This window comes from Microbacterium sp. Y355 (genome assembly GCF_059445345.1).
In genome coordinates, this window is the sequence record NZ_JCAIUD010000002.1 from 274,947 (window position 1) to 300,925 (window position 25,979).

At 63.8% G+C, this 25,979-nt stretch carries 26 protein-coding genes; 12 read left to right on the forward strand and 14 right to left on the reverse strand.

Features of this window, described 5'->3' with window-relative positions:
- The first annotated feature begins 12 nt into the window (after positions 1-12).
- A complete protein-coding gene (locus AC1C2O_RS18355) occupies positions 13-1,587 on the forward strand; it encodes an FAD-dependent oxidoreductase (RefSeq protein ID WP_495432011.1) in 1,575 nt (524 codons plus the stop codon).
- 76 nt (positions 1,588-1,663) lie between these two features.
- On the opposite strand, the gene AC1C2O_RS18360 is transcribed toward AC1C2O_RS18355, so the two are convergent.
- Both AC1C2O_RS18360 and AC1C2O_RS18365 read right to left on the reverse strand, forming a co-directional pair.
- Entirely contained in the window at positions 1,664-3,157 is a 1,494-nt protein-coding gene (locus tag AC1C2O_RS18360) for a sensor histidine kinase (RefSeq protein ID WP_495432178.1), read from the reverse strand.
- A 5-nt stretch (positions 3,158-3,162) separates the two neighbouring features.
- On the reverse strand, positions 3,163-3,891 hold the full coding sequence (locus tag AC1C2O_RS18365) for a response regulator transcription factor (RefSeq protein ID WP_495432012.1): 729 nt from the start codon (positions 3,889-3,891) through the stop codon (positions 3,163-3,165).
- 180 nt (positions 3,892-4,071) lie between these two features.
- On the opposite strand from AC1C2O_RS18365, the gene AC1C2O_RS18370 reads away from it, so the two are divergent.
- Complete coding sequence (locus AC1C2O_RS18370; protein ID WP_495432013.1) at positions 4,072-5,559, forward strand: ABC transporter permease; 1,488 nt, start codon at positions 4,072-4,074, stop codon at positions 5,557-5,559.
- Between the two features lie 26 nt (positions 5,560-5,585).
- Positions 5,586-6,314 carry an ABC transporter ATP-binding protein gene (locus tag AC1C2O_RS18375; protein WP_495432014.1) on the forward strand — a complete coding sequence of 243 codons (729 nt, stop codon included), beginning with the start codon at positions 5,586-5,588 and terminating at the stop codon, positions 6,312-6,314.
- A gap of 27 nt (positions 6,315-6,341) precedes the next feature.
- Here the strand turns inward: AC1C2O_RS18375 and AC1C2O_RS18380 are convergent, their stop codons facing one another.
- Positions 6,342-7,100, reverse strand: coding sequence for a FadR/GntR family transcriptional regulator (locus tag AC1C2O_RS18380; RefSeq protein ID WP_495432015.1), 759 nt, complete (start codon positions 7,098-7,100; stop codon positions 6,342-6,344).
- A gap of 135 nt (positions 7,101-7,235) precedes the next feature.
- Between AC1C2O_RS18380 and AC1C2O_RS18385 the strand changes: the two genes are divergently transcribed.
- The 7 genes from AC1C2O_RS18385 (at position 7,236) to AC1C2O_RS18415 (ending at position 14,625) form a co-directional block, all read left to right on the forward strand.
- On the forward strand, positions 7,236-8,546 hold the full coding sequence (locus AC1C2O_RS18385) for an ABC transporter substrate-binding protein (RefSeq protein WP_495432016.1): 1,311 nt from the start codon (positions 7,236-7,238) through the stop codon (positions 8,544-8,546).
- A gap of 69 nt (positions 8,547-8,615) precedes the next feature.
- A complete protein-coding gene (locus AC1C2O_RS18390) occupies positions 8,616-9,542 on the forward strand; it encodes a carbohydrate ABC transporter permease (RefSeq protein WP_495432017.1) in 927 nt (308 codons plus the stop codon).
- Positions 9,539-10,438, forward strand: coding sequence for a carbohydrate ABC transporter permease (locus AC1C2O_RS18395; RefSeq protein ID WP_495432018.1), 900 nt, complete (start codon positions 9,539-9,541; stop codon positions 10,436-10,438). The genes AC1C2O_RS18390 and AC1C2O_RS18395 overlap by 4 nt, the downstream gene beginning before the upstream one ends.
- A gap of 8 nt (positions 10,439-10,446) precedes the next feature.
- Positions 10,447-11,598 (forward strand): galactonate dehydratase, encoded by a 1,152-nt coding sequence (gene dgoD / locus AC1C2O_RS18400; protein ID WP_495432019.1) that lies wholly within the window; start codon positions 10,447-10,449, stop codon positions 11,596-11,598.
- 10 nt (positions 11,599-11,608) lie between these two features.
- Complete coding sequence (locus AC1C2O_RS18405; protein WP_495432020.1) at positions 11,609-12,256, forward strand: bifunctional 4-hydroxy-2-oxoglutarate aldolase/2-dehydro-3-deoxy-phosphogluconate aldolase; 648 nt, start codon at positions 11,609-11,611, stop codon at positions 12,254-12,256.
- Between the two features lie 51 nt (positions 12,257-12,307).
- The gene (locus AC1C2O_RS18410) at positions 12,308-13,324 is read left to right on the forward strand and encodes an alcohol dehydrogenase catalytic domain-containing protein (RefSeq protein WP_495432021.1); all 1,017 of its coding nucleotides are present in this window, start codon (positions 12,308-12,310) and stop codon (positions 13,322-13,324) included.
- Positions 13,325-13,386: 62 nt separating this feature from the next.
- A complete protein-coding gene (locus tag AC1C2O_RS18415; RefSeq protein WP_495432022.1) occupies positions 13,387-14,625 on the forward strand; it encodes an FAD-binding oxidoreductase in 1,239 nt (412 codons plus the stop codon).
- A gap of 103 nt (positions 14,626-14,728) precedes the next feature.
- Here AC1C2O_RS18415 and gnd read toward each other — a convergent pair whose 3' ends face one another.
- Positions 14,729-16,177 (reverse strand): NADP-dependent phosphogluconate dehydrogenase, encoded by a 1,449-nt coding sequence (gene gnd / locus AC1C2O_RS18420; RefSeq protein WP_495432023.1) that lies wholly within the window; start codon positions 16,175-16,177, stop codon positions 14,729-14,731.
- Positions 16,178-16,313: 136 nt separating this feature from the next.
- Positions 16,314-16,439 carry a hypothetical protein gene (locus AC1C2O_RS18425; RefSeq protein WP_495432024.1) on the reverse strand — a complete coding sequence of 42 codons (126 nt, stop codon included), beginning with the start codon at positions 16,437-16,439 and terminating at the stop codon, positions 16,314-16,316.
- Between the two features lie 224 nt (positions 16,440-16,663).
- Between AC1C2O_RS18425 and AC1C2O_RS18430 the strand changes: the two genes are divergently transcribed.
- Together AC1C2O_RS18430 and pth are read left to right on the forward strand one after the other, a co-directional pair.
- Positions 16,664-17,269 carry a 50S ribosomal protein L25/general stress protein Ctc gene (locus AC1C2O_RS18430; protein ID WP_495432025.1) on the forward strand — a complete coding sequence of 202 codons (606 nt, stop codon included), beginning with the start codon at positions 16,664-16,666 and terminating at the stop codon, positions 17,267-17,269.
- Between the two features lie 87 nt (positions 17,270-17,356).
- Entirely contained in the window at positions 17,357-17,938 is a 582-nt protein-coding gene (gene pth / locus AC1C2O_RS18435) for an aminoacyl-tRNA hydrolase (RefSeq protein ID WP_495432026.1), read from the forward strand.
- A 23-nt stretch (positions 17,939-17,961) separates the two neighbouring features.
- On the opposite strand, the gene AC1C2O_RS18440 is transcribed toward pth, so the two are convergent.
- From AC1C2O_RS18440 to sdhC, 9 genes are all read right to left on the reverse strand, one after another.
- Complete coding sequence (locus tag AC1C2O_RS18440) at positions 17,962-18,594, reverse strand: hypothetical protein (RefSeq protein ID WP_495432027.1); 633 nt, start codon at positions 18,592-18,594, stop codon at positions 17,962-17,964.
- A 34-nt stretch (positions 18,595-18,628) separates the two neighbouring features.
- Complete coding sequence (trpS, locus tag AC1C2O_RS18445) at positions 18,629-19,633, reverse strand: tryptophan--tRNA ligase (RefSeq protein WP_495432028.1); 1,005 nt, start codon at positions 19,631-19,633, stop codon at positions 18,629-18,631.
- A gap of 51 nt (positions 19,634-19,684) precedes the next feature.
- Positions 19,685-20,212, reverse strand: a complete 528-nt coding sequence (locus tag AC1C2O_RS18450; protein ID WP_495432029.1) for a hypothetical protein — start codon at positions 20,210-20,212, stop codon at positions 19,685-19,687.
- Between the two features lie 80 nt (positions 20,213-20,292).
- Positions 20,293-21,132 (reverse strand): exodeoxyribonuclease III, encoded by an 840-nt coding sequence (locus AC1C2O_RS18455; RefSeq protein ID WP_495432030.1) that lies wholly within the window; start codon positions 21,130-21,132, stop codon positions 20,293-20,295.
- A 9-nt stretch (positions 21,133-21,141) separates the two neighbouring features.
- Positions 21,142-22,353, reverse strand: coding sequence for a YihY/virulence factor BrkB family protein (locus AC1C2O_RS18460; protein WP_495432031.1), 1,212 nt, complete (start codon positions 22,351-22,353; stop codon positions 21,142-21,144).
- Between the two features lie 55 nt (positions 22,354-22,408).
- Positions 22,409-23,170 carry a succinate dehydrogenase iron-sulfur subunit gene (locus AC1C2O_RS18465; protein WP_495432032.1) on the reverse strand — a complete coding sequence of 254 codons (762 nt, stop codon included), beginning with the start codon at positions 23,168-23,170 and terminating at the stop codon, positions 22,409-22,411.
- A gap of 2 nt (positions 23,171-23,172) precedes the next feature.
- Entirely contained in the window at positions 23,173-24,978 is a 1,806-nt protein-coding gene (gene sdhA, locus AC1C2O_RS18470; protein ID WP_495432033.1) for a succinate dehydrogenase flavoprotein subunit, read from the reverse strand.
- A 17-nt stretch (positions 24,979-24,995) separates the two neighbouring features.
- Positions 24,996-25,448, reverse strand: coding sequence for a succinate dehydrogenase hydrophobic membrane anchor subunit (locus AC1C2O_RS18475; protein ID WP_495432034.1), 453 nt, complete (start codon positions 25,446-25,448; stop codon positions 24,996-24,998).
- Complete coding sequence (gene sdhC / locus AC1C2O_RS18480; RefSeq protein ID WP_495432035.1) at positions 25,448-25,882, reverse strand: succinate dehydrogenase, cytochrome b556 subunit; 435 nt, start codon at positions 25,880-25,882, stop codon at positions 25,448-25,450. Before sdhC ends, AC1C2O_RS18475 begins: the two co-directional genes overlap by 1 nt.
- Between the last annotated feature and the right edge of the window lie 97 nt (positions 25,883-25,979).

The window sequence follows — 25,979 nt, forward strand, 5'->3', positions numbered from 1 at the left end:
AAGAGTTGTTCTGTGACATCTTCATTCATCGCCATCCGTCAACGAGTGCTCGCCGTTCTCGGTGCCGTGTCCATGTACCGGCTGGTGTTCTTCGCACTGGCGACGCTCGCGCTCATCGCGCTGGTGTTGTCGGCGTTCGGCGTGATTGTGTCGCCGACACCGCTGGAGCTCGTCGTCTCGTTCTTCGTGCTCGCCGTGGTGATCTCTGCCGTCGATGCGGGAGCGCAGCGACTTCTGCATCTGCCATGGCGGGTGGAGTCTTCGCTGGTAACCGCGCTGATTCTGCTGTTCGTCATGAGGCCAGGGGTCGAGCCCGCGAGCATCCTCGGTCTCGCCCTGGCAGGTGCCCTCGCGAGCCTGTCGAAGTACGTCATCGCCTGGCGGGGTAGGCACATCCTGAACCCCGCGGCGTTCGGTGCAGCCGTTGTCACGATTGTCGGCTCTTTCGGTGCATTTGAATGGCTCGGCACTTCGGCCTCCTGGTGGGTCGGAAACCCAGCTCTCGCGATCCCGGTCGCAGTCTTCGGGCTGGTCGTGCTGTGGCGCACTGAGAAGGTGCGTGTGGTGCTGGTCTTCTTGATGATCGCCGTCGGCACTGCGGTCGTGCGCCAAGCGGTGCAGGCGCAGCAGTTTGACATCGACTTCGACCTTGTATCCGCGCTTCAGTTCGCTCTGTTGCAGTCGCCATACCTGTTCCTCGGCGTGTTCATGGTCTCAGAGCCCCTGACGAGCCCGCCCCGGCGCTGGCAGCAGTTCTCGGTCGCGGCTCTGGTTGGTGTGCTCGCCGGCTGGCCGATCCTCGTCGGCGGACTTTTCACGCTGGGCCAGGAACGGGCGCTGCTGATCGGCAACCTGCTCGCAGTGGCCTTCGCGCTGCGTGGATCTGTGCGGCTCACTCTTCAGAAGCGCGAGTTCATCACCCCGACGGCGCAGGAATTGACCTTCCGGGCTAAGGGGAAGCTGAAGTTCGTGCCGGGGCAGTACCTCGAGCTCGATGTGCCGCACCACCGCCCGGATGCGCGTGGCACCCGCCGTGAGTTCAGCATCGTCTCGGCGCCGGCAGACCTCCCGACACTACGGATCGCGTACAAGAATGGCGATCAGAAGCATCCGTCTTCGTATAAGCGAGCATTGGCGAGCGCCGAGCCGGGTGCCACCCTCGCCGTCACCGGCACCTGGGGCGATTTCGTGCTGCCGCACGGTGATGTGCCGTTGCTTATGGTCGCCGCAGGCATCGGCGTCACACCATTCGTCTCGCAGCTGCGGCAGATGCGGGCCGATGGCGTGCACCGCGATGTCGTGCTGGTCTATGTCGCCGCCGAGGCCGCAGAGCTCGCGTTCCGCGCCGAACTCGAGGCGACCGGCGTGCGCACGATCGTGTTCACACGGGATGCCCCAGAGCGTCTGCCCGAGCACTGGACGTGGGCGCAAGGGGTGCGTCTGGATGCAGAGGGTCTGGAACGAGTGGTTCCCGACATCTCGACCAGGCACACGTTCATCTCAGGTCCGCCGAGGTTGCTCGCGGATCTCGCCCCTGCTCTGCAGAAGGCGCGCACCCTGACGACGGACGCCTTCGCCGGCTACTGAGGGGAGCCTTCGCACGTCGGCCCCTGCCTCCCGCGGTGAGGCGACTGGGGCCTGTCCGAGACCCAGGCCAGCCGGGCTACGCCGACGCGGAGGGCACCGGCGTCAGCGGGAACCGGACGGTGAAGGCGGTGTCTCCGGGCTTGGACTCCACCGTGATCTCTCCGTGGTGGCCCTCGACGATGGCCTTGACGATCGCGAGTCCGAGGCCGGTGCCACCGGTTTGGCGGGCGCGTGAACTGTCTCCCCTGGCGAAACGAGCGAACAGCTCATCACGTACCTGAGGATCGATGCCCGGGCCATCATCGTGCACGCGAATCACGGCTTCGTCGTTCTCTCGTGCCACGCTCAGGGTGATCTCGGTGCCGGCAGGTGTGTGGGTGCGGGCGTTGGCGAGCAGGTTCGCGACGACCTGATGCAGTCGCCCTGCATCGCCGAGCATGGTCACCGGCTCCTCTGGAACATCGATGCTCCAGTGATGATCCGGAGCAGTGGGGCGTGCATCGGCCAGACCCTCCAGGGCAAGCTGGGTGAGATCGACTGTGCCGTGCACGAGTTCCTGACCCTCATCCAGGCGAGCCAGCAGCAGCAGGTCCTCAACGAGTCGGGTCATCCGCAGCGACTGTGCCTGAATGCGCTCCAGTGCCATCTGAGCAGTTTCTGGCAACGCGCGATCCCGCAGCGAGAGCTCGGAATACCCGCGGATGGATGCCAGAGGCGTACGCAGTTCATGGCTCGCGTCCGCGACGAATCGACGCATCCGCTCTTCGTTGTTCTGGCGTGACGCCAGGGAGTCGTTGACGTGGTCGAGCAGCGTGTTGAGCGACGCGCCCACGAGTCCGATCTCCGTGCGTGGATCTGCCTCAGTTTCGGGCACGCGCTCGGTGATGGTGACCTCGCCGCGATCGAGCGGCTGATTCGCCACGCGGGTCGCCGTTGCGGCCACCGCGCGCAACGGACGCAGGCTCATGCGAATCGTGACGGTCGTCGTGATGGCGAGCAGGATCAGGCCACCCAGGGTCGCCAGCGTGATGACCGTCAGTAGCTGCGCCAATGTGCTCTGGATATTGTCACGAGGAAGACCAGTGACGACGTTGATCGTGGGGAAGAGCTTCGTGACTTGCGTCTGCGTCACGAACAGCTGATAGGACTCACCACCGGGGAGCGTAATCGTGCCGGTGCCGCGTCCGGCCAGCGCCTTGTCGATGGCACCGAGTTGGGAGTTCGTCAGATCAGTGAGGGCGCCTGAACCGTCGACCACGACGCCGCTGGCGCCGCCGTCCGGCATCCAGAAGGCCAGCAGCATCCCGGTCGCCGGCGGAGCGACGTTCTCCATTGTTGAACGCGCCGTCAGCGAAGTATTCGTGACCGTGGCATAGCCAGCGGTCTGTGTGACGAGACTCGTCGTACGACCGGAGAGCGAGCGCACCTGCTCCGTGAGCTGACCCTCCAACGCCTGGCCGAGCGTCGCGCTCGTGATGACCGCGACGATGATGAGGATGAGCGACACGAACCCGATCACAGCGGCCATCAGCCGCGCCTGCAGGGTCAACGGGCGTCGCGGCAGCCTCATTGAAGTCACTGCGGGGCCTTGATCATGTACCCGACGCCGCGGACGGTGTGCAGCAATGGCGTGCGCCCGGCGTCGATCTTCTTGCGGAGGTAAGAGATGTACAGCTCGACGACCGAGGACTTGCCGCCGAAGTCGTAGCTCCACACCCGGTCGAGAATCTGCGCCTTCGAGAGCACCCGGCGCTCGTTGCGCATGAGGTAGCGGAGTAGCTCGAACTCAGTGGCGGTCAGCTCGATCTCGGTGCCATCGCGTTCGACTTCGTGGCTGTCCTCGTTCAGCGTGAGGTCACCAACGCGCAGAATCGACTGGCCGTCATCGCTGGTGGCAAGCCCGGTGCGGCGAATGATCGCACGCAGACGCGCGATGACCTCCTCCAGGCTGAAAGGCTTGGTGACGTAGTCGTCGCCGCCGGCGGTGAGACCAGCGATGCGATCGCCGACGGCATCCTTCGCGGTGAGGAAGAGCACTGGCACGAAGTTGCCCGATTCGCGGAGGCGTCGCAGCACGCTCATGCCGTCGAGGTCGGGCATCATGATGTCGAGCACGAGGGCATCGGGCTCGAATTCGCGCGCGACCTGGAGTGCTTCCAGACCCGAGGATGCAGTGCGCACCTCCCACCCTTCCATGCGAAGCGCCATGGCGAGCAGATCGGTGAGCATCTGCTCATCGTCTACGGCGAGGATGCGCAGGGGCGAGCCGTCGGGGCGGCGCAGTTCAGGCTGGTCGTTGGGCATGACACCATTCTGGGCAATCTCCTATGTGATTGCTATGGAATCCGCTATGCGTGATCTGTGAATCTCAGTACTGATGTGAATCAGTGCTCATACGAATCTCATCACCCGGTCATCACGCGTCCAAATGCACGATGCATAACTTCGAATTCAGTCGTGGATGGCCGCGGACGAAGGAGAGAGATGTACGGAAGATATCTCCGGCGAGAACTCGCCGGACGAAAGAAACAGACGGTGATCGTCGCTGTGGGTCTCGCCGTGGCGATCGCGCTGGTGATCGTCGTCAACGCGCTGACCGCAGGTGTGCGCGATGCGCAGGCACAGGCGCTGGAGTCGGTATATGGGGTGGGGACAGACCTGACGGTCACCGGTGCCGCATTCGAACCAGGCGAGGGAGGCGGGCGCCAGTTCGACTTCGATTCGGATGCCGGAGCGAGCACCGACGACACCACCACGATCAGCCAGTCGCAGCTCACCACCGAGATGATGCGCAGCACTCTGGAAGGATCGGTTCTCGACGACATACGCGCGACCGATGGTGTCGGCGCTGCAGCCGCAGCTCTCAGCCTGACCAACTCGACATTTTCTGGCGAGTTGCCCACTGGCGGTTTCGGTGGGCAGGGCGACCAAAGCGACCTGGGTGCAATGCCCGGCGAAGGACAGAGCCCGCCGAGCGGTGGCCCTGATGGTGCCGGAGGAAGCTCTTTCGACATCGACTCGTTCACGGTGCTCGGGATCGATCCGGCAGGCTCGGCAATCGGCCCGCTCGCCTCCGTCGAGGTCAGCGCTGGTCGTGGCTTCGATGCCGACGACTCAGGGGCGCTCGTCGCTCTGGTCGATGGCTCTTATGCGACCACGAACGAGATCGCCGTGGGCGATGTCATCGACGTCGCCGGCTCTGAGCTTGAGGTCGTCGGCCTGATCACTTCGACGTCGGATGCCGCGGACACCGCAGCCAACGTTTACCTGCCGCTGGATACCGCGCAGACTCTTGCCGGAGTCGACGACGTGATCTCGACGGTCTATGTCCAGGCGGAATCTTCGTCGGCAATCGACGCTCTGCAGACCACTCTTGCGGACGATCTTCCGGATGCGACGGTGAGCTCGCAGTCCGAGTTTGCCTCCACTGTGTCCGGCTCGCTGACCAGCGCAACCTCGATGATCACGAACCTCGGCACATGGCTGTCTATCATCGTGCTCGGCGTCGCGCTGCTGATGGCCGTGCTGTTCACGATTTCTGGTGTCTCGCGTCGCACACGAGAGTTCGGCACGCTGAAGTCGATCGGCTGGTCCAACAGTCGTGTCGTGCGACAGGTCGCCGGAGAATCGATGGTGCAGGGCCTCATCGGTGGTATCGGCGGACTCATCCTCGGGGTGGTGGGCATCGTCGTGATCAACATCATCCAGCCCACGATCTCTGCCGCTGCGAGCTCTACCACTGAGGGTATGCGCGGACCAGGCGGCGGAGGCATGGGCGGACCGACCGGTGGTGGCGGGGGCATGTTCCAAACGACTGAGGCCGTGGACATCGTGCTCAATGCGCCGTTCACGCCTGTGGTGATTCTGGCGGCCGTGGGCATCGCTGTGCTCGGAGGCCTCCTCGCCGGTGCGTTTGGTGGTTGGCGCGCTGCTCGTCTGAGCCCCGCTGAAGCACTTCGTTCGGTCGCGTGAGCGCCGACATGTCTGGAGGAGAAGCAATGACCGTCACTGACACGATCACGCATGAAGCGGATGCTGCGCCGCGGCCCGATGCCATCTACCGGCTGAAGGATGTCACCCGCACCTACACACAGAAGAACCGGGTGATCAAGGCGCTCACGGGTGTGGATCTGGAGATTCGTGCCGGAGAGTTCGTCACGATTCAAGGACCGACCGGAGGTGGCAAGTCCACCCTGCTGCAGTTGCTTGGGGCGCTAGACCGGCCCAGTAGCGGTTCGCTGCGGCTGGGTGAAACTGAGCTGGCATCCGCATCCGCGACGGAGCTGAACCGACTGCGCTCGGAGGAGATCGGATTCGTCTTCCAGGGGTTCAACCTGATCCCGACGCTCACGGCGTCGGAGAACGTGAACATGGCGTTGGAGATGATGAAGCTCGACAAAGCTGAGCGGCTGCGCCGAGTCGAGGAGGCTCTGGTTCACGTGGGCCTCGCCGATCGTGGTGACCACCTGCCATCAGAGCTCTCCGGCGGTCAGCAGCAGCGCGTCGCCATCGCTCGGGCGATCATCAAGCGCCCGAAGGTGCTGCTGGCGGACGAGCCGACCGGAAATCTCGATGAGAGCATGCGTGACGAGATTCTGGTGCTTCTGGAGGGGTTGTGCGCCGAAGGGATCACGATGATCATCGTGACCCACGACTCTGCGGTTGCTCGTCGGGCCACGCGGCGACTGCGCTTGGCAAAGGGAACAGTGACCGACATCACGAAGTGACCGTGGCGAGGTCCCGATCGGCGGCACTCAGCCGATGATCGGGATCTCGTTGTCCCAGATGGAGCTCATCTCGGTGAGCGTGCGATCCATGATCGCGACCATGGAGGCGGCTGCCTTATCCGCATTTCCGGTCTGGATCGCGGTAGCGATGTCTACATGCATTTGCAGAGCTTCGGATGCCGGGAACTGCGGCATCAGGTTGTACTGTGAGCGCCCGGTGAGTACCTCGGCGACGAGGTGATGCAGCTGTGCGAACATCTCGTTGCCGCTCATCGTGAGGACGAGGGAGTGGAACTCCTTGTCGAGGTTCAGGAAGCCTGCGACATCGCCTGCTTTGCCGGCAGCCCACAGCCGTCCGGCGAGACCCATGAGGTCGCTGGCCTGATTCAGCGGGGCGCGCATCGCAGCCATTCGGGCTGCGGCGGGTTCGATCGCTCCGCGCAGTTCGGTGAGCGACCGCAGCTGTGAGACGCGACTGGGGCCCGCGAGGCGCCAGCGGATGACCTGAAGGTCGTAGACGTTCCATTGAGTCAGCGGCAGCACGCGCAAGCCCACACGCCGCTTCGGTGTGATGAGCCCCAGAGCCTCGAGCGCACGCAGGGCTTCGCGAACCACAGATCGCGAGACCTGGAAGCGAGCTTCAAGCGACTCGGTCGTGAATGTTGTCTCGGGTCCGATCGCACCTGAACAGATCTCGCGACCGAGTGTGTCGAGTACGAGATTGCGGAGGTCGCCTTTCACCACTGAACCTTTGGGGTCGGTGGTGGGTGCAATTTCGGTGTTCATGGCTAGATCTTATCTTTTTGGTCACATGGGTTGATAAGTATGACTTGTGGGAACTATCTTGACCACTGAGCAGATGTAACGGAACACCTGCACCAGGAGCATTCGCGATGACGCGCGGCTCAGGATGGAGTCACAGTGAAGTACGGATCCAAGACCGCACGCTTCCTCGCGGCGGCAACAACAGCAGTGGTCGCTGGCGCACTCGTCAGCTGCAGCTCGGGCTCGGACATCGATGCGAGTGAAGGCATCGAAGGCGAGACCATTCGCGTCACCCTTGCGAACCACGTGTGGACGGAATCGCTCAAGGACCTGATCCCTGAGTTCGAAGAGGAGACCGGAGCCACAGTCGAGATCTCACAGCTCGCCGAAGACCAGCTCTCCGACCAGTACAACGTCAAGCTCAACGCAGGAACCGATGAGATCGACGTCCTGATGTACCGCCCGCTGCAGGAGAACAAGCTGTTCGCCAGCAATGGCTATCTCTCTGACATCACCGAAGAGGTCGAGGCCGACGCCGACTGGGACTGGTCAGACTTCCAGTCTGGGCCCGCGTCGCTGACCACCTACGAGGACGAGGTCGTCGGAGTTCCGATCATCACCGAGCGCACGGTGCTGTACTACCGCAAAGACCTCCTGGAGGAGGCCGGACTTGAAGTCCCGGCCACGCTCGAGGAACTCGATGCGGCAGCAGCTGCCATCCACGAGCTGCACCCCGACGTCGCCGGCTACATCGGCCGCACCGGAAAATCAGCCGCGGTGACCCAGTTCAGCGCGTTCCTGTTCAGTTCGGGCGGCAAGTGGATCAACGAGGACGGCACCTCCGCGATCAACAGCGATGAGGCACGTGGTGCCTACCAGTACTACGGTGACCTCATCCGCAACCACACGGATGCCACGATTAACCCGGAGATGAGCTGGGCTGAGGCGTTCGCCGTCTTCCAGCAGGGCCAGGCCGCTTTCATCGCGGATGCGGACAGCCTCTACAAGAACATGACTGACCCGACGCAGTCGACGGTCTCTGACCAGGTGGGCTTCGCGGCCTTCCCCGAGGGATCCGCTGGCTCCAAGCCATACAACGTGGCGGCGTGGGCACTCGCGATCAACGAAACCAGCGAGAACCAGTCCGCGGCGTGGCAGTTCATCCAGTGGGCGACGTCGAAGGAGGTCACCCTGGAGATGTCGAAACTCGGAGTCATGGGTGCTCGCACCTCGGTGTGGGATGACCCCGATGCGACGGCTGACTACCCGGCCGAACTTGTCGAAGCGATCAAGATCAACGGCGCGAACGGCGTCGGCGAGGATCGCCCGCTGGTGATCCAGGTCGCTCAGGCCCGCGAGATCGTCGGCGATCCGATTGTCATCGCCATCTCCGGAGGCGACGTGGATGCTGCGGCCGATTCCGCGAACACGGCGTTCGACGAATTCCTCCTCGAAGACGCCGAGTAACCACTCCGAGTCCGTCGTCGCCCCGGTGAATCACCGGGGCGATGACGGCCGATCCTCACGGAAGTACTCATGACTGCACTTCAGACTCCCGACCAGGTCGGGGCAGGGGAGCGCTTCAGTCGCTGGGCCAATCGGCACCGAAAGTGGCTGTTCGCTGGACCCTCCATCGCGTTCACCGTTCTCCTGCTCGCCATCCCGTTGGGATGGACACTCTTCCTCAGCTTCACCGATTCGAAGCGCTCTGTCCGCCGGGACTTTGATTTCATCGGCGTGAACAACTACGTCGAGGCGCTCACCGACACCGAGCGCTTTTGGCCCGCGGTCTGGCGTACCTTCGCCTTCACCGGTGGTGCGCTCTTCTTCGAGTTGATTCTCGGAATGATCATCGCCCTCCTGCTGTGGAAGCCGTTCCGCGGTCAGGGTGTCGTCCGAACGATCATCCTGCTTCCCCTAGTGGCGACACCGGTCGCGGTCGGCATGATGTGGCGACTGCTCTTCGAGCCGAACATCGGCTTCATCAACGAGATGCTCGGCTGGGTCGGAATTCCCCCTCAACCGTGGCTGGCGGATCCTGCCACGTCGTTGGCGACGCTGACTTTCGTCGACATCTGGCAGTGGACGCCGATGGTGACGCTCATCCTGTTGGCCGGGCTTACCGGCCTCTCCGAGGAGCCTCAGGAGGCCGCGAAGGTCGACGGCGCGAACGGTTGGCAGCGCTTCTGGTACGTCATCGTTCCGCTGATGCGTCCGGTGATCATCGCGGCGGTTCTGCTGCGCGGTATCGACGCGTTGAAGACCTTCGACATCCTCTATGCCACCAAGGGCAAGGGCGGTGGTGCGTTCCACGATGTGGAGACGCTCAACGTCTACGCCTACGGCCTGAGCTTCGACTACAACGAGTACGGACTGGCGTCAGCGGTGCTGATCTTGTTCTTCCTGCTCATCCTGGCCGTGATCTGGGTTCTCCAGATGCAGAGAAAGGGCAAGGAGTCATGAGCGCACTCAACCATGACACTCAGGCCGATACCCGCACGCTCGTCACCGGCGGCGCAAAGCCGCGGCCGCGTCGGCGCAAGAAGGCCCGCTGGGGCACAGTCGGCCGGTTCGTCGGCCTTGCCCTCATCGTGCTCGCATTCCTCGGCCCGATCGTATGGATGGTGCTGGCGAGCTTCAAATACAACGTGCAGATCTACGATCCGACCAAGGCGCTCATCTTCGACCCGACGCTGGACAACTACGGAACGGTGTTCGACCCGCGTCGCGGCAACTACCTGGTCTACATCTGGAACTCGTTCTTCGTCGCCTTCATGGCGACTGCGCTCTCGCTGGTGCTTGCAGTTCCTGCCGCGTACGCCATGAGCCGGTTCATCATGAACAAGTCCTCCATGGTCGTATTGTTGGCCCGCATCATTCCCGGTGTCAGTCTGCTGGTGCCCTGGTACTTCATCTTCGCGCAGCTGAAGCTGACGGGCGGGTACGCACCACTGATCCTGTCGCACATGTTCGTGTCACTACCGCTGATCCTCTACATCATGATGTCTTTCTTCGATCAGCTGCCAGAAGAGTTGGAGGAGTCGGCGCAGGTGGACGGGCTCACAGCGATCGGCGCGTTCTTCCGGATCACGCTGCCGCTTTCGGTGCCAGGTATCGCAACGGCCACGATCTTGTCGTTCATCTTCTCGTGGAACAACTTCATGTTCGCCCTCGTGCTCTCCGGCAACTCCACGAAGACACTGCCGGTGGCGATCTTCGACTTCATCGGCTACGCGTCGATCGACTGGGGTGCGCTGATGGCGGCATCCGTCGTGGTGACGACGCCCATCATGCTGATCGCCCTGTTCACGCAGCGCTACATCGTCAGCGGGCTCACCGCCGGCGCCACCAAGGGGTGAGGCCTGATATGACCGTCACCATCGCTCGCGTCGAGTCCTTCCCTGTTGCGCCGCGCTGGCTGTTCGTGCGTATCGAGACAAGTGATGGCCTCGTCGGCTGGGGCGAGGCGTCGCTGGAGGGTTATGCCGATGTCGTGCGTGCGGCCGTCGACCAGTTCGCCGAGTACCTCTTGGGGCGTGACCCAGGACTGATCGAGGACCACTGGCAGGTGCTCACCAAGAGCCAGTTCTACCGTGGCGGCGCGGTGCTCGCCAGTGCCGTCGCCGGCGTCGATCAGGCGCTGTGGGACCTCAAAGGCAAGAGACTCGGCGTCCCTGTGTACGATCTGCTCGGCGGTGCCGTTCGCGACCGCATCCGAGCATACGGCTGGGTCGGCGGTGATGACCCGGCCGAAGTGGCTGATCACATCTCCGAACAGCTCGAGGTCGGACTCACCGCGGTGAAGATGAACGCCTCGGGCAAGATGAGCCGCAACGGCTCGGTCGCCGAGCTTGACGGCGTCGTCTCGCGAGTCGCCATGGCACGGGAGGTGCTCGGGCCGGATCGCGATGTCGCGGTCGATCTGCACGGGCGGTTCACGCTCGCCACCGCTCGTCGCTTGGCGCCGCTGCTGGAGCCGCTGCATCCGTTCTTCCTCGAGGAGCCAGTTGTTCCCGAGAACTCGCACGCCATTGCGCGGATTGTGGATGCCACGACGATTCCGATTGCGACGGGGGAGCGGCTGTACAGCAGGCAGGAGTTTCTCCCCGTGCTGCAGGCCGGAATTGCGATTGCACAGCCAGATCTCTCGCACGCCGGAGGAATCTCCGAGGTGCGTCGCATCGCCGCGCTCGCCGAGACATTCGACGTCTCGCTCGCACCGCATTGCCCCCTGGGTCCGCTTGCGCTCGCCGCGTGTCTGCAGGTGGGTTTCGCGACGCCGAACTACCTCATCCAGGAGCAGTCGATCGGCATCCACTACAACCAGGGCGCTGAGGTGCTCGACTATGTTGTCGACACGGCGCCGCTGAAGTTCGTCGATGGCAGCTTCGAGCGGTTGACTGGTGCAGGTCTCGGAATCGAGATCGACGAGAAGGCCGTACGGGATGCCGCATCTCGCTGGGAGACCTGGCAGAACCCGATCTGGCGGCACACGGATGGATCGGTGGCGGAATGGTGAGCACAGGATCATGAGCACAGTGGATAACGCGCAGTTGCGCGAACGGATCGCCTCTGACCGGCTGGTGGCGATTCTGCGGGGTACCGACGTGGATGCGACCGTGGCCGCTGCGCGCACGCTGATCGCCTCTGGCGTGACGACGCTGGAGATCACGCTCACGCTGGCGGATGCCGAAGAGGCGATCGCTCAGATCGTGTCGGATGCCCCGGCAGAAGCTCTTATCGGTGCAGGAACAGTTCTCACCGAGGCAGACACCGACCGTGCGGTCGCGGCCGGTGCTCAGTTCATCGTGACGCCGACGCTCACAGCATCCGTCGAGTACGCGATTGCGCAGAACATCGGCGTGCTCCCTGGCGTCTACACACCCACCGAGATTCAGCGCGGAATGGATCTGGGGGCGGCAGCGGTGAAGCTGTTCCCCGCAGCCACACTCGGCGCCGGATTCATCCAGGCGGTGCGCGATCCCTTCCCGGATGCCAGGATCATCCCCGTCGGGGGTGTGTACGTCGAGACGATCGGGTCATTCCTCGCGGCAGGTGCCTTCGGGTTTGGTGTCGGCAGCCCTCTCGTTGGAGATGCTGCCCGCCCGGGCGGTGACCTCAAAGCCCTCGCCGCGCGCGCCTCCGCGTTCCGCACTGCCGTCGATACGTCCCCCTGAACAACCGCCCCGCCGATGGCACCGTCCATGACTGGTGAAAGGTCGCAACCGATGAACACCATGCCTGCCGTGATTAAGCGTGGTCCCGGCGTCGAGGGTATCGAGATCGGCGAGGTCGACGTTCCGGTCGCTGGTGCAGGACAGGTCGTCATCGATGTTCTCGCGACCGGCATCTGTGGCACTGACGTGCACGTCGCCCATGACGAGTACGACCACGAGCGGCCGGTCGTCATGGGCCACGAAGTTCTCGGCGTTGTTTCCTCGGTCGGCTCCGAGGTGGATGCCTCCTGGCTCGGCGCAAAAGTGGCAATGGAGACGTATTTCGCTGCGTGCGAGGAGTGTGACATGTGCCGCGCCGGGCGCCGCAATCTGTGCGTGGATCGCCGTTCGATCGGTTCATTCCGAAACGGTGGGTTTGCCACGCAATTGCTGATGCCTGTCATCAACCTGCACCGGATGCCGGCGACGCCGGGAGAACTCGACGGAGTGCTCAGCGAACCACTCGCCTGCGTCGCCCAGTGTCTGCTCGATCCGCCGGTCGTGCAACCGGGGGACCGCGTTCTCGTCACCGGGCCTGGGGCGATGGGACAGCTCGCAGCACAAGTGGCTAAAGCCTCCGGGGGCATCGTTACACTCTCCGGGCTCCCCGCCGACGCCGCACGTCTGGCCGTCGCCGCAGATCTCGGCATCGGAACCACGACCGAAACGCCGGAGACTGACTCCTTCGATGTCGTCATCGAATGCTCCGGGTCTGCCCCGGGAGCCGCAAACGCGCTGCGCGCTGCGCGCCGGGGCGCACGCTACGTGCAGGTGGGGATATTCGGACGCGAGGTTACGCTGCCGTTCGACATCGTTTTGTACAAAGAGCTCACCGTTTCCAGCGGCTTCGCATCCACGCCGACCTCGTGGCGCGCGGCGATGAGGCTGATCGCCGCGGGTGCCGTCGTGCTGACGCCACTGATCACCAAACAGGTGCCGTTGAAGGAGTTCTTCGATGCGCTGAATGCCGCCGCCCGCGGTGAGGGTTTGAAGACCGTGGTGGTACCGGGGAACGCGACAGTTCGCTGACGGCGAAGGGCGGATTCTCCCGATTCGACCACTGTGTCGGTGGCCGTCGCTAGCGTGAGCGCATGACAAAAAGCCAACTCACAGTACTTCCGGCGACACCGGAGGATGTCGCCGCCCTGGTGCGACGTGCGCGCCAGGAAACTCTCACGATCACGGTCGTATCCGGCGGTCATGGGCCTTGGTCGCATGACGCGCCGGACGGCATGCGGATCGATCTCACCGGACTCGCGGACGTTCACGTTGAAGGATCCACCGTGCATATCGGTGGTGGGGCGACGTGGGGCGCAGTCGCCACGACGCTCGCGGATGCCGGGCTGGCAATCAGCTCAGGTGACACCGCCAGCGTCGGCGTTGGCGGGTTGACGCTCGGCGGCGGAATCGGCTGGATGGTGCGCAGCTGGGGGCTCGCAGTCGATCAGTTGATCGGCGCCCAACTCGTGACGGCGGCCGGCGAGATCATCGAGGTCGGAGCAGGCGAGAACGCCGAGCTGTTCTGGGCGCTGAAGGGCGGCGGTGGCAACTTCGGCATCGTCACACGTTTCGATTTTGCGGCACATCCGCTTTCCGGCATCGCCTACGGGGAGTATGTGATCGGCGGGGATGCAGGAACCACGCTGCGCGCGACGCGCGATCTGATGCGCACGGCCGCGCGCGAGCTGACGGTCACCTATATGGATGTTCCGGCGATGGATCCGAGCGCGCCGGCTGGCGCGCGTCTGGCCGCGGTCTGGGCAGGGGAAGACGCGGATGCGCTGCGATCAGCACTCGCGCCGGTGGCAGCACTGGATGGTATCGATGCCACCGTGACAACTCCGGCATACCGCGAGATCCTGCTCCAGATGCCTGAGCCGGAGGCCGGGGAAGATGCGCCTGCCCCTCCCGGGTTCCTGGGAGGTAATGGCCTCTATGCCGAGCTCGACGATGACCTCATCGATCGGTTGGTGGCATTCCGCGGCGCGTATCCGGCATCGGTCGTGTTCTTGCGCTCACTCGGGGGAGCATTCGCGGACGTGCCGCAGGAGGCGACGCCTTTCCCCGCGAGGTCGGCGACGTGGTTCGTGATGGCGGGCGGATTCGACATTCCCGGCATGATCGATGACGACACCCGTGCAGCGATCCTTGCGGACTGGCGAGAGATCGAATCCGGTCGCCTGGCCGAGTACGGAAACTTCGCCGACACGGAGCGTCCGGCGGCAGTGTCGGGGATGTTCTCGGCCGCGGCTTTCGAGCGGCTACGCACAGTAAAAGCGGCATGGGATCCGCACAACGTGTTCCGGCGAAACCACAACATCGTCGCATGACGCGTGTCACGTCCTGATAGAGGAGTCGCCTGATAGACGACTCACCTGAAAGACGAAGGGCTGGCAACCGCGAGGTCGCCAGCCCTTCGTCGTGCACAAACGATCAGTGCGTGTCTTCTGCCTCGATCTCGGTGCGGTCGCCCGACCACAGCGTGTGGAAGGTGCCTTCCTTGTCGATGCGCTTGTAGGTGTGTGCGCCGAAGAAATCGCGCTGGCCCTGCACAAGGGCTGCCGGCAGTCGGTCGGCGCGGATGCCGTCGTAGTACGCGAGCGATGACGAGAATGCCGGCGAGGGGATACCCGCCTCGGTTGCGGCGATCACGACGCGGCGCCATGAGGCCTGACCGCGGGTCAGCGCTTCGGCGAAGTACGGCGCCACCGCGAGCACCGGAAGATCCGGGTTCTCGGCGTAGGCGTCGGCGATGGGATTGAGGAACTGTGCGCGGATGATGCAGCCGCCGCGCCAGATCTTGCTGATCGCACCGAGGTCGATCTGCCAGTCGTATTCGGCAGCTCCAGCGCGGATCTCGTCGAACCCTTGCGAGTAGGCGATGATCTTCGATGCGAACAGTGCCAGGCGCACGTCCTCGATGAATGCCTCGGTGTCCTCGACCTCGAACTCTTCCTCCGGGCCGGGCAGGGCGGCAGCTGCCGCGCGCTGCTCAGGGTGTGAAGACAGTGAACGAGCGAACGTCGCCTCGGCAATGCCGGAGACCGGGACGCCGAGGGAAAGTGCAGTCTGCACTGTCCAGGCGCCGGTGCCCTTGGCGCCAGCCTGGTCGACGATGATGTCGACGAGCGGCTTGCCCGTTTCAGCGTCGACCTGGCGGAGAACCTCGGCGGTGATCTCGATCAGGTACGACTCGAGCTCGCCCTTGTTCCACTCGGCGAAGACATCGGCGATCTCCGCGGGGGTCTTGCCGGTGCCGCGGCGAATGAGGTCGTACGCCTCAGCGATGAGCTGCATGTCGGCGTACTCAATGCCGTTGTGCACCATCTTGACGAAGTGTCCGGCGCCGTCGTGACCGACGTGCGTGACACACGGTTCGCCTTCGGCGACCGCTGCGATGGACTTCAGGATCGGGCCGAGCGTGATCCAGGACTCATCCGATCCGCCGGGCATGATGCTCGGGCCGAGGAGAGCGCCTTCTTCGCCGCCGGAGATACCGGCACCGACGAAGTTGATTCCGGTCTCGCGGACGGCCTTTTCTCGACGGATCGTGTCGGGGAAGTACGCGTTCCCACCATCGACGATGATGTCACCCGGCTCGAAGACCTCGACGAGCGAGTTGATCACCGCATCGGTCGGACCGCCAGCCTTGACCATGATGATCGCGGTGCGCGGCTTCTGCAGGGAGTCGGCGAACTCCTGATAGGTGGATGCCGCAACGAAGCCGGCCTCCGGGTGCTCATCGAGAACGGTCTGCGTCTTCGCGTAGCTTCGGTTGAAGATCGCCACGGTGTTGCCCTCGCGGCTGGCGAGGTTGCGGGCGAGATTCGAACCCATGACGGCGAGTCCGACGACTCCGATGTTCGCTGATGCTTCGGGCACAGACTTCTCCTCGGTCGTGAAGTGGGGATGCTCTCAGATTATCCCCGTGGGCGGCACGCGTGCGCGCATGTGTCGCGAGATGCCATTTGTTGGCGTGACGCGCGGGCGTTGCGCTGCCGTGGGGTCAGTCCTGGGGTCAGTCCTTGCGGTAGCTGGTGCGCCCCATCGAGAACAACGCGCCGATCGTGAAGACAGTGGCGCAGAGCGTCATAGCGCCGATGAGCCAGAGGATGGCGTGTGAGAGGAAAGCGCCGTCGAGCATGCCGGACTCCAAGTTCTGCGTGGGGAAAAGACCTGAGTATCAGCCTACCCGGTCATCCGGTACGATAGAGGAGTTCCTCGGCGAGGGATGCTTCGCGTGCGCGGCATCCGTGATCGACGCGGCGAATGCAAGTCTCGTGGCTTCTTCGTGCGTCTGCGTCCGAGAATCTGACAATTAGACCACCACGCGGTGAGCAGTTCGTCGCGTGCCCCGAAGGAGAATTCATGTCTGAGGACACCAAGGTCCACGCTGAGGTTCGTGAGCAGTTCGGCAAGGGCTTCGCCCGCCGTCTGCGCGCCGCCGGCAAGATCCCCGCCGTCATCTACGGTCACGGCACCGAGCCCGTGCACGTGGCGCTGCCCGGCCACCAGGTCTCGCTCATCATCCGCCGTGCGAACGCATTGCTTGAGCTCGACATCGAAGGCAAGGGTCAGCTCGCACTTGTCAAGGATGTGCAGCGCGATCCGGTACGCCAGATCATCGAGCACATCGACCTCCTGGTCGTGCGGAAGGGTGAGAAGGTTCAGGTCGAGGTTCCGGTGTTCACCACTGGTGAGTCCTTCGCCGGCACGAGCGTCACCCTCGAGGTCACGTCGGTCAAGCTTGAGGTCGAGGCGACGCACATCCCCCAGAACCTCGAGATTTCGGTCGAGGGCCTCGAAGAGGGCGCGCACATCACCGCAAGCGACGTTGTGCTCCCCAAGGGCGCGACTCTGCTCGACGACCCCGAGCTGCTGATCGTCGCCGTCTACGTCCCCGCAGCCGAGGTGGCCGCGGACGATGCCGCCGCCGAGCCGGCTGCTCCGGCCGCTGAGGCTGCTGCGGAGTAATTCACCCGCACTTCGTGCACAGAGGGGACGCGAGCGCATCGCGTCCCCTCTGTCGTATGCTGACGACGTTCGAAAGGCGAGAGACGCATGGCTGACACCTGGCTGATCGTGGGACTGGGCAACCCCGGCCCCCGCTACGAGACAACCCGGCACAACGTCGGCCAGCTCGTCGTGGATGAGCTCGCGGCACGCCGCAGCGAGAGCTTCCGCGAGCACAAGGGTGGTGCACGCGTCGTCGAGACCTGGTTGCGGCCAGGGGGAGACAAACTCGTGCTCGCCAAGCCGAACTCCTTCATGAACGTCTCCGGTACGCCTGTGGCAGCTCTCACCCGCTTCTATTCCGTGCCACCAGAGCGCACGGTCGTCATTCACGATGAACTCGATATTCCCTTTGACACCGTGAAGCTCAAGGTCGGCGGTGGGCATGGTGGACACAACGGCGTGCGAGACGTCGCACGTGCGATCAGTACCGCCGACTTCCCGCGTGTACGCGTCGGCATCGGTCGCCCACCAGGGCGTCAAGACCCTGCCGACTGGGTGCTGTCACCGTTCGGAAAGGTCGAGCGCGAGACTCTGGGGATTCTCGTCTCCGACGCCGCGGATGCCGTTGAACTGCTCGTCGCTGAGGGGCTGCTGGCCGCTCAACAGAAGCACCATGCCCCGCGCTGAGCGCGAGGCATGGCTGAACGACTTCAAGACCCGTACAACGAGATAGCGCCGGTGCCGGCACCCGCGCTGAGCGCGATGAAGAGCACGATGAAGAAGATTATGGGCGCCAGGACACCCAGGACCAGCGCGGCGATGCCCGGTCCTCGGCCCTGCCGCTTCACGGTGGCCATGATCCCGAGAACGATCGCAGCGATGCCAGCGATCGTGCCGACCCAGAACCCGATCTCGCCCAGCAGCACATGCTCGCGCACGGGGGCGAGGAATGAGAGGTCGTTGGCACTGGTATCGACCTGCTGCATGACCGAGGGCAGTGCAACGCCGATCTGATATCCGGCGATGCCGGCGAAGATGGGCGTGACGACCGCGGCCACAAGCGACAGCACCAGCGCAACGATCCCGAGGACGGTCGACTTCGACTGAGCAGCCTCCGGTGCCTGATAACTGCCTACCGGGGCGCTGTAGCCGCCTACTGGAGCGGAATACGCACCGGGAGGCGTCTGGTACCCGGGTGCAGCCGGCACCTGGTAGCCGGGTGCCGGTACCGGTCCGGGCTGGTACCCGGGCGAAGGTGCCGGGGCCGGCTGGTATCCGGGCGCGGGCGGTACCGGCGGCACTGAGCCATTAGGCGCGGACGGCGGAAGCTGCGGATCAGTCACGCCCTAATCCTAGGGTGCCCCGTCGATCCAGTCTTCAGACGCGGCGGAGCAGACCGACCTTGTCGTACACGTCGGCGAGCGTTTGGTCAGCGACGGCATCCGCGCGTGCGGCGTTTGCGGCGAGGATGCGGTCTAGCTCGGCGGGGTCATCAAGCAACTCAAGAGCGCGGGCGCGCACCGGCTCGAATTCCGAGACGACAACCTCGGCGAGGCCCTTCTTGAAGTCGCCGTATCCGCGACCTGCATATTCATCTTCGATCGAAGCCACCTGACGGCCGCTCAGGGCGGCATAGATGGTCAGCATGTTCGAGACGCCGGGCTTGTTCTCGCGGTCGAAGCGGACGCTGCCCTCATTGTCGGTGACGGCACGCATGATCTTTTTCGCCGACTTCGCTGGGTCATCCAGCATCCACAGCACGCCTGCGTCGCTCTCTGCGGACTTTGACATCTTCGAGGTCGGGTTCTGCATGTCGTAGATGCGCGCGGTGTCCTTCTGGATCACGGGCATCGGCACGACGAACGTCTCGCCGAATCGCGAGTTGAAGCGCTCCGCGAGGTCGCGGGTGAGCTCGACGTGCTGCTTCTGGTCGTCACCGACCGGCACGATGTCGGTCTGATAGAGCAGGATGTCGGCTGCCATCAGCACCGGGTAGGTGAACAGACCCACGCTTGTGGCATCCGTGCCGTAGCGGGCCGACTTGTCCTTGAACTGGGTCATCCTGCTCGCTTCACCGAAACCGGTGACGGTGCTGAGGATCCAGGCGAGTTCGGCGTGAGCGCGCACGTGCGACTGCACGTACAGCGTCGATTTCGAAGGCTCGATCCCCGCGGCGATGTACTGCGCGGCCGTACGGCGCGTCTTCTCACGAAGTTCGGCAGGGTCATTCGGCTGCGTGAGCGCGTGCAGGTCAACGACGGAGAAGTACGCGTCGTAGGCGTTCTGCAGATCTCGCCACTGCAGGAGAGCACCGATGTAGTTACCGATCTGGAGAGAATCGGCGGAGGGCTGCATTCCTGAGTAAAGGCGAGGTCTCGTCACGGTATCAATCCTAGGGTGATGCTGGAGAGAGCGCTGCGCTGCTGACAGGCTTCACCGCGTGAGCGCGCTCGGCAGTAGCTGCGAGCGAAGACGCCACGAGTAGACCGCGACAGCCAGAGTCGTCGCCGCGTAGAGGACGCTCGCCTGCAACACGTAAGCGGGATAGTGGATGATCCACGGTGACTGGCTCTGGTCTGCGAGGTGAGCCGGGTTGTCGCTCACGTAAGGCACGAGCGCCCCCACGGCGTAACCGATGATCTGCCCCGCCACGTAGATCCCTGCTCCTGCCGCAAGCGCGACTACCGCCCCGCCGCGGCGCTGCTGCCAGACGGCGCGGGCCGAACGCAACGCGGTCCGTGGCTCCCATGATCCGCGCACGGGACCGAACCAAGCAGCCATTATCGGCCCGCACACGAACGCCCCGATGAGCAGAATAGCAAGGAGAGCGGTGCCGACGAGCAGTAGTTGCTCATCGCCGGCCCGACTGCGCATGAGCTGCGGTACCAGCAGTAGGGCGAGGATCGGAAGGCAGCCGATGAGGCAGCCCATCCAAATGCGCAGAAACGATCTGGTGTTCATGCATTCAGCGTGACGGCACGGCAATGCTCGGCCCACCCGGAAAACCCTCGGAGTAGTTACGGAAACCCGTTGCTCGCAGCTCAGTATGAGTAATCCACGACGACGGGTGCGTGATCGCTCCAGCGCTCTGCATAGGCTGCGGCGCGCGCGACGCTGTAGGCCTGCACGCGCTCCGCAAGCGTCGGGGACACGAGGTGGTAGTCGATTCGCCATCCCGTGTCGTTGTCGAACGCCTGGCCCCGCGCCGACCACCAGGTGTAGGGCCCTTCGATCTCACCGTGGAATCGACGGCCAACGTCTACCCATCCGAGTCCGGTGCCGACTGTGCCGTCGACACCCGTGACCTCGGTGCCTGCTTCACCGAGGAAGCGGTCGAAGTATGCGCGCTCCCGTGGAAGGAACCCGGCTTTCTTGCGATTGCCTCGCCAGTTCTTGATGTCGAGTTCGCGGTGCCCAACATTGAGATCGCCAGTGACGACAGCGAGAGCGTCGCCCTGCCCAAGCTCACTCAGCCGGGGTCCGAAGGCTTCGAGGAACTTCCACTTCTCATCCTGCTTCGGCGTGTCTACTTCGCCCGAGTGCACATAGGCGCTGACGACGGTCAACGACCGGTCGCCGAGCATGAAGTCACCCTCGATCCAGCGACCTTTGGAATCGAAGTCATCTGCGCCGAACGCGGTGCGGCTTGCTAGCGCGGGGGTGCGGCTTGCGATGGCGACGCCTGCGCGGCCCTTGGCCGTGGCCGCATCGTGAATGATGTGCCAGCCGGGGAGTGCGGCCTCCAGGTGTTCGTCCTGCCCGCGCACCTCTTGCAGCGTCAGAACGTCGACATCTGCCGTGTCGAGCCACGTGCTCATTCCGTTGCGAGCCGACGCCCGGATTCCGTTGACATTGACCGAAGCTACGCGCAGATGGGGCATGCATCCAGCCTATCGAGCACCTCGGACATCGCCTTCCGAGCGCGTGGGATCTGTGATCAGCCGCCGGGTCGGTGGAGCCTCCGCAGTCGTGAGGTCGGGCGGATTCGCGACGAGATTTGCGAGCTCAGACATCGCCGCATTCACTGCTCTTCTCGCGCCCCAGGCGCGATACCAGGGCGCGTCGCGCTGTGCTTCGCGCGCCTCACGCAGGCTAATGCGTGCGTCCAGAAGCAGAGCTTGATACTCGGCCGCGATGCGTTCGGCTTCGCTCTGTTGCAGCAGAGGCAGATCGCGATCCTGTGCGGAGATGGCGATCCACGCCGAAGCCACCAGCATGACCACCCCGTTGACGCGGAACCAGAGCAGTAGACCGATGAAGATCGCGAAGGTGGCGAGGAGGGGATTGGTCGGTGTGTAGCTCAGCAGGAAGCCCACACCGAACTGCAGGACGGTCATGGCTCCACCACCGAGGAGCGCGCCCGGCCAAATTGTTCGCCACCTTAGAGAGGTCCCGGTGAGGAAACGCACCATCGTGGCAAGCGCGGCCGAGAGCAGGACGAACGAAATGAGGATGGTGCCGATGCGGATGAGCAGGTTCACAGTGCCGGAGCCTGCGTCCCAACCCAGCAGCCTGAGGAGCCAGCTCAGTGTGGCCGCACTGGCGTAGCTGAGCGCTGAGCCCACGAGCAGAGACACTCCGAAGATGAGGGCGGCGAGCAGATCGCGCGCCTTGAGCAGCACGTAACTGCGCCGGTCAGGGGGAAGCCCGAACATGTCGCGCACAGCGCGTCGAGAAAACGTCACCCAACCGATGGCTGTCCAGATGACCGCACCCAGTGCAATCAGACCGGTGATGCTGAGTACTCCGGTAGTGTTCGTGGCGATGTCGTGGGCCTGCTCGGGTGTGACCACTCCGTGTGGGGGCTCGCTGATCAAGTTCGGGATATAGCTGTTGATCACGCCGATCAGCGCGTCGACGGCATCGGCGCTACCGCCCAGCCAGAGACCAGCAATCGCGAACGCGAGATAAACGGCCGCGAAAATTGCGAAAAGTGCCTGATAGCTGACTCCTGCGGCGAGCAGGAAGCCGTTGTTCTGCAGGAAGTGTCGCCACACCCGCACAGGGAACAGTCCAAGAGTGCGCTTTGTCAGCGCGGTCGCGCGCTCAACCGCGACGCCCAGGCGACCGGCCTCGATTGCATCGGCCTCAGAATCAGACACGCCCCCACCCTATCCAGGGTGGGGGCGTGTCGAAGACAGAAAAACCTGTTGAGAGTCAGCGACGTCCGCGCAGAACGGCCTGCTTGACCTCCGCGATCGCCTTGGTGACCTCGATGCCACGCGGGCACGCCTCCGAGCAGTTGAAGGTCGTACGGCAGCGCCATACGCCTTCCTTGTCGTTGAGGATGTCCAAGCGCACATCGGCGTTGTCGTCACGCGAGTCGAAGATGAAGCGGTGCGCGTTGACGATGGCAGCGGGGCCGAAGTACTGCCCGTCGGTCCAGAACACTGGGCACGAAGAGGTGCACGCGGCGCACAGGATGCACTTGGTGGTGTCGTCGAAGATCGCGCGATCTGCGATCGACTGCACGCGCTCCTTGCCCTTCTCCGGGATGGAGCCTGCAACGAGGAACGGCTGCACTTCGCGGAAAGAGGCGAAGAACGGCTCCATGTCGACGATGAGGTCCTTCTCCAGAGGCAGCCCCTTGATGGCCTCAACGTAGATCGGCTTCGATATGTCGAGGTCCTTGATCAGCGTCTTGCAGGCCAGACGGTTGCGACCGTTGATGCGCATGGCATCCGAACCGCAGATACCGTGTGCGCAGGATCGACGGAATGACAGCGAACCGTCGACCTCCCACTTGATCTTGTGCAGCGCGTCGAGCACGCGGTCGGTCGCGTACAGCTCGACGTCGTAGTCCACCCAGCGCGGCTCTTCGTCGGTCTCGGGGTCAAACCGGCGCACGATAAACGTGACCAGGAAAGATTCGATGGCAGGTTCTGCGGCAGCGGGAGCTTCTGCAACGGCGTTCGACATGCTCAGTACTTCCTCTCCATCGGTTGGTAGCGGGTCATGACGACGGGCTTCCAATCGAGCTTGATGTGGTCGGCCGGTGTCGACGAGTGCGGGTCACCGGTCAGATAGGCCATCGTGTGCTTCATGTAGTTCTCGTCGTCGCGCTTGGGGAAGTCGTCGCGCATGTGACCGCCACGGCTCTCCTCGCGGTTCTGCGCGGCGTAGACGACGACCTCGGCGATGTCGAGCAGGAAGCCCAGCTCGATAGCCTCGAGCAGATCGGTGTTGAACCGCTTGCCCTTGTCGTCGACGTAGACGTTCTTGTAGCGCTCGCGCAGTTCCTTGATGACGCCGAGCACGTGCTCGAGTGAATCGTGGGTGCGGAAGACCTGAGCGCCGAGATCCATCTCGTCCTGCAGCTTCTTACGCAGGACCGCGACCCGTTCAGTGCCGTTGCTGGTGCGCACGTTTTCGAGCAGCCCGGAGACGAAGGCAGCGGGGTTCTCGGGGAGAGGTACAAACTCTGCAGTCTTGGCGTACGCGACGGCGTTGTTGCCGGCACGCTTTCCGAAGACGTTGATGTCGAGCAGCGAGTTCGTGCCCAGACGGTTCGAGCCGTGCACCGAGACGCAGGCGCATTCACCGGCTGCGTAAAGGCCAGGAACGACGGTGTCGTTGTCAGCCAGAACCTCAGCGTTGTTGTTGGTGGGGATACCGCCCATGGCGTAGTGCGCGGTCGGCATCACTGGCACCGGGTCGGTGACCGGGTCGACACCCAGGTAGGTGCGTGCGAACTCGGTGATGTCGGGGAGCTTGGTCTCCAGCACCTCCGCACCAAGGTGGGTGCAGTCCAGGTAGACGTAGTCCTTGTTCGGGCCGGCGCCGCGGCCGTCGAGTACCTCTTGCACCATGGACCGGGCCACGATGTCACGCGGTGCGAGGTCCTTGATGGTGGGGGCATAGCGCTCCATGAAGCGCTCACCGGATGCGTTGCGCAGGATCGCGCCCTCACCGCGGGCGCCCTCTGTGAGGAGGATGCCGAGGCCGGCGAGGCCGGTCGGGTGGAACTGGAAGAACTCCATGTCCTCGAGCGGGAGGTTCTTGCGCCAGATGATGCCGACGCCGTCACCGGTGAGGGTGTGGGCGTTGGAGGTGGTCTTGTAGATCTTGCCGAAGCCACCGGTCGCGAAGATCACGGCCTTCGACTGGAAGACGTGCAACTCGCCGGTGGAGAGGTCGTATGCGACGACGCCTGCGACCTGCGTGCTGCCGTCCTCGGCCTTGACCGTGATCAGGTCGAGAACATAGAACTCGTTGAAGAAGTTGATGCCGAGGCGGACGCAGTTCTGGAACAGTGTCTGCAGGATCATGTGGCCGGTGCGGTCTGCGGCGTAGCACGCACGGCGCACTGGGGCCTTGCCGTGCTCAGAGGTGTGACCGCCGAAACGACGCTGGTCGATCTTGCCCTCTGGCGTGCGGTTGAAGGGCAGGCCCATGTTCTCGAGGTCGATGACTGCGTCGATGGCCTCCTTGGCGAGGATTTCGGCAGCATCCTGATCGACGAGATAATCGCCGCCCTTGACGGTGTCGAAAGTGTGCCACTCCCAGTTGTCTTCCTCAACGTTCGCGAGGGCCGCAGCCATGCCGCCCTGCGCCGCACCGGTGTGCGAGCGAGTCGGATAGAGCTTGGAGATCACGGCCGTCTTCGCCCCTGGGCCCGCTTCGATTGCAGCGCGCATGCCGGCCCCACCGGCGCCGACGATGACAACGTCGAACTGGTGGTAATGAATGCCGTCACGGACGACGGAATCCTGCGTCTCAGTAGTCACTTCTCGTAGCTCTCTTCTCAGTTCCCGACGGCGCCGATGGCGACACACTCGGTCCACAGTGTGCTGGCCTCGTCGACGCCGAGGCAGGGGTCAAAGGTGAATACGACCAGGGTGCCAAGCACGATCAGCAGCGCGGCAGCCAGGCCGATCGCCCAGACCAGAACCTTGCGAACCTTGGGCGTGGTCACGTAGTCGTTGACGATCGTGCGCATGCCGTTGCTGCCGTGAAGCAGTGCGAGCCACAGCATCAGCACGTCCCACCACTGCCAGAACGGGGTGGCGAACTTTCCGGCGATGAAGGCGAAGTCGAGGGCGTGGATGCCCTCGCCGACCATCAGGTTGACAAACAGGTGTCCGAAGATCAGGACGATCAGTACGACGCCGGATGCTCGCATGAACACCCAGCCCCACTTCTCGAGGTTGATCCCACGGCGGCGGCGTGCCGGTGCGGCGACGGTCTGAGCGGACATCAGTGACCCCCTCCGAATCCGGCGAACGCGAGCATGAGGTGACGACCGGAGAAGCCAGCCATGAGCACGAGCCACACGGCGATGACGCCCCAGAAGAGCTGCCTCTGGAAACGCGCACCCTTGGACCAGAAGTCGACCAGGATGATGCGCAGACCGTTCATCGCGTGGAACACGATGGCCGCGACCAACACGACCTCGCCCAGCGCCATGATCGGGTTCTTATAGGTGCCGATCACCGCGTTGTACGCCTCGGGGGAGACGCGGATCAGTGCTGTGTCGAGCACATGCACCAGCAAGAAGAAGAAGATGGCGACTCCGGTGATGCGATGAAGCACCCACGACCACATGCCTTCGCGGCCCCGATAAAGGGTGCCGCGCGGCGCTTTGGACGTGGTTTCCGAAATCGACGGTGTCAAGCGAGTGCCTGCGGACACGGTCGTCCTCCCTGGTCGATGCGACGTCGGCAGCGACTCCTGAGTCTGAACTGACCACAGAGCTGCCCGATCGTGTCCCATCCTATTCCTGTTCAAA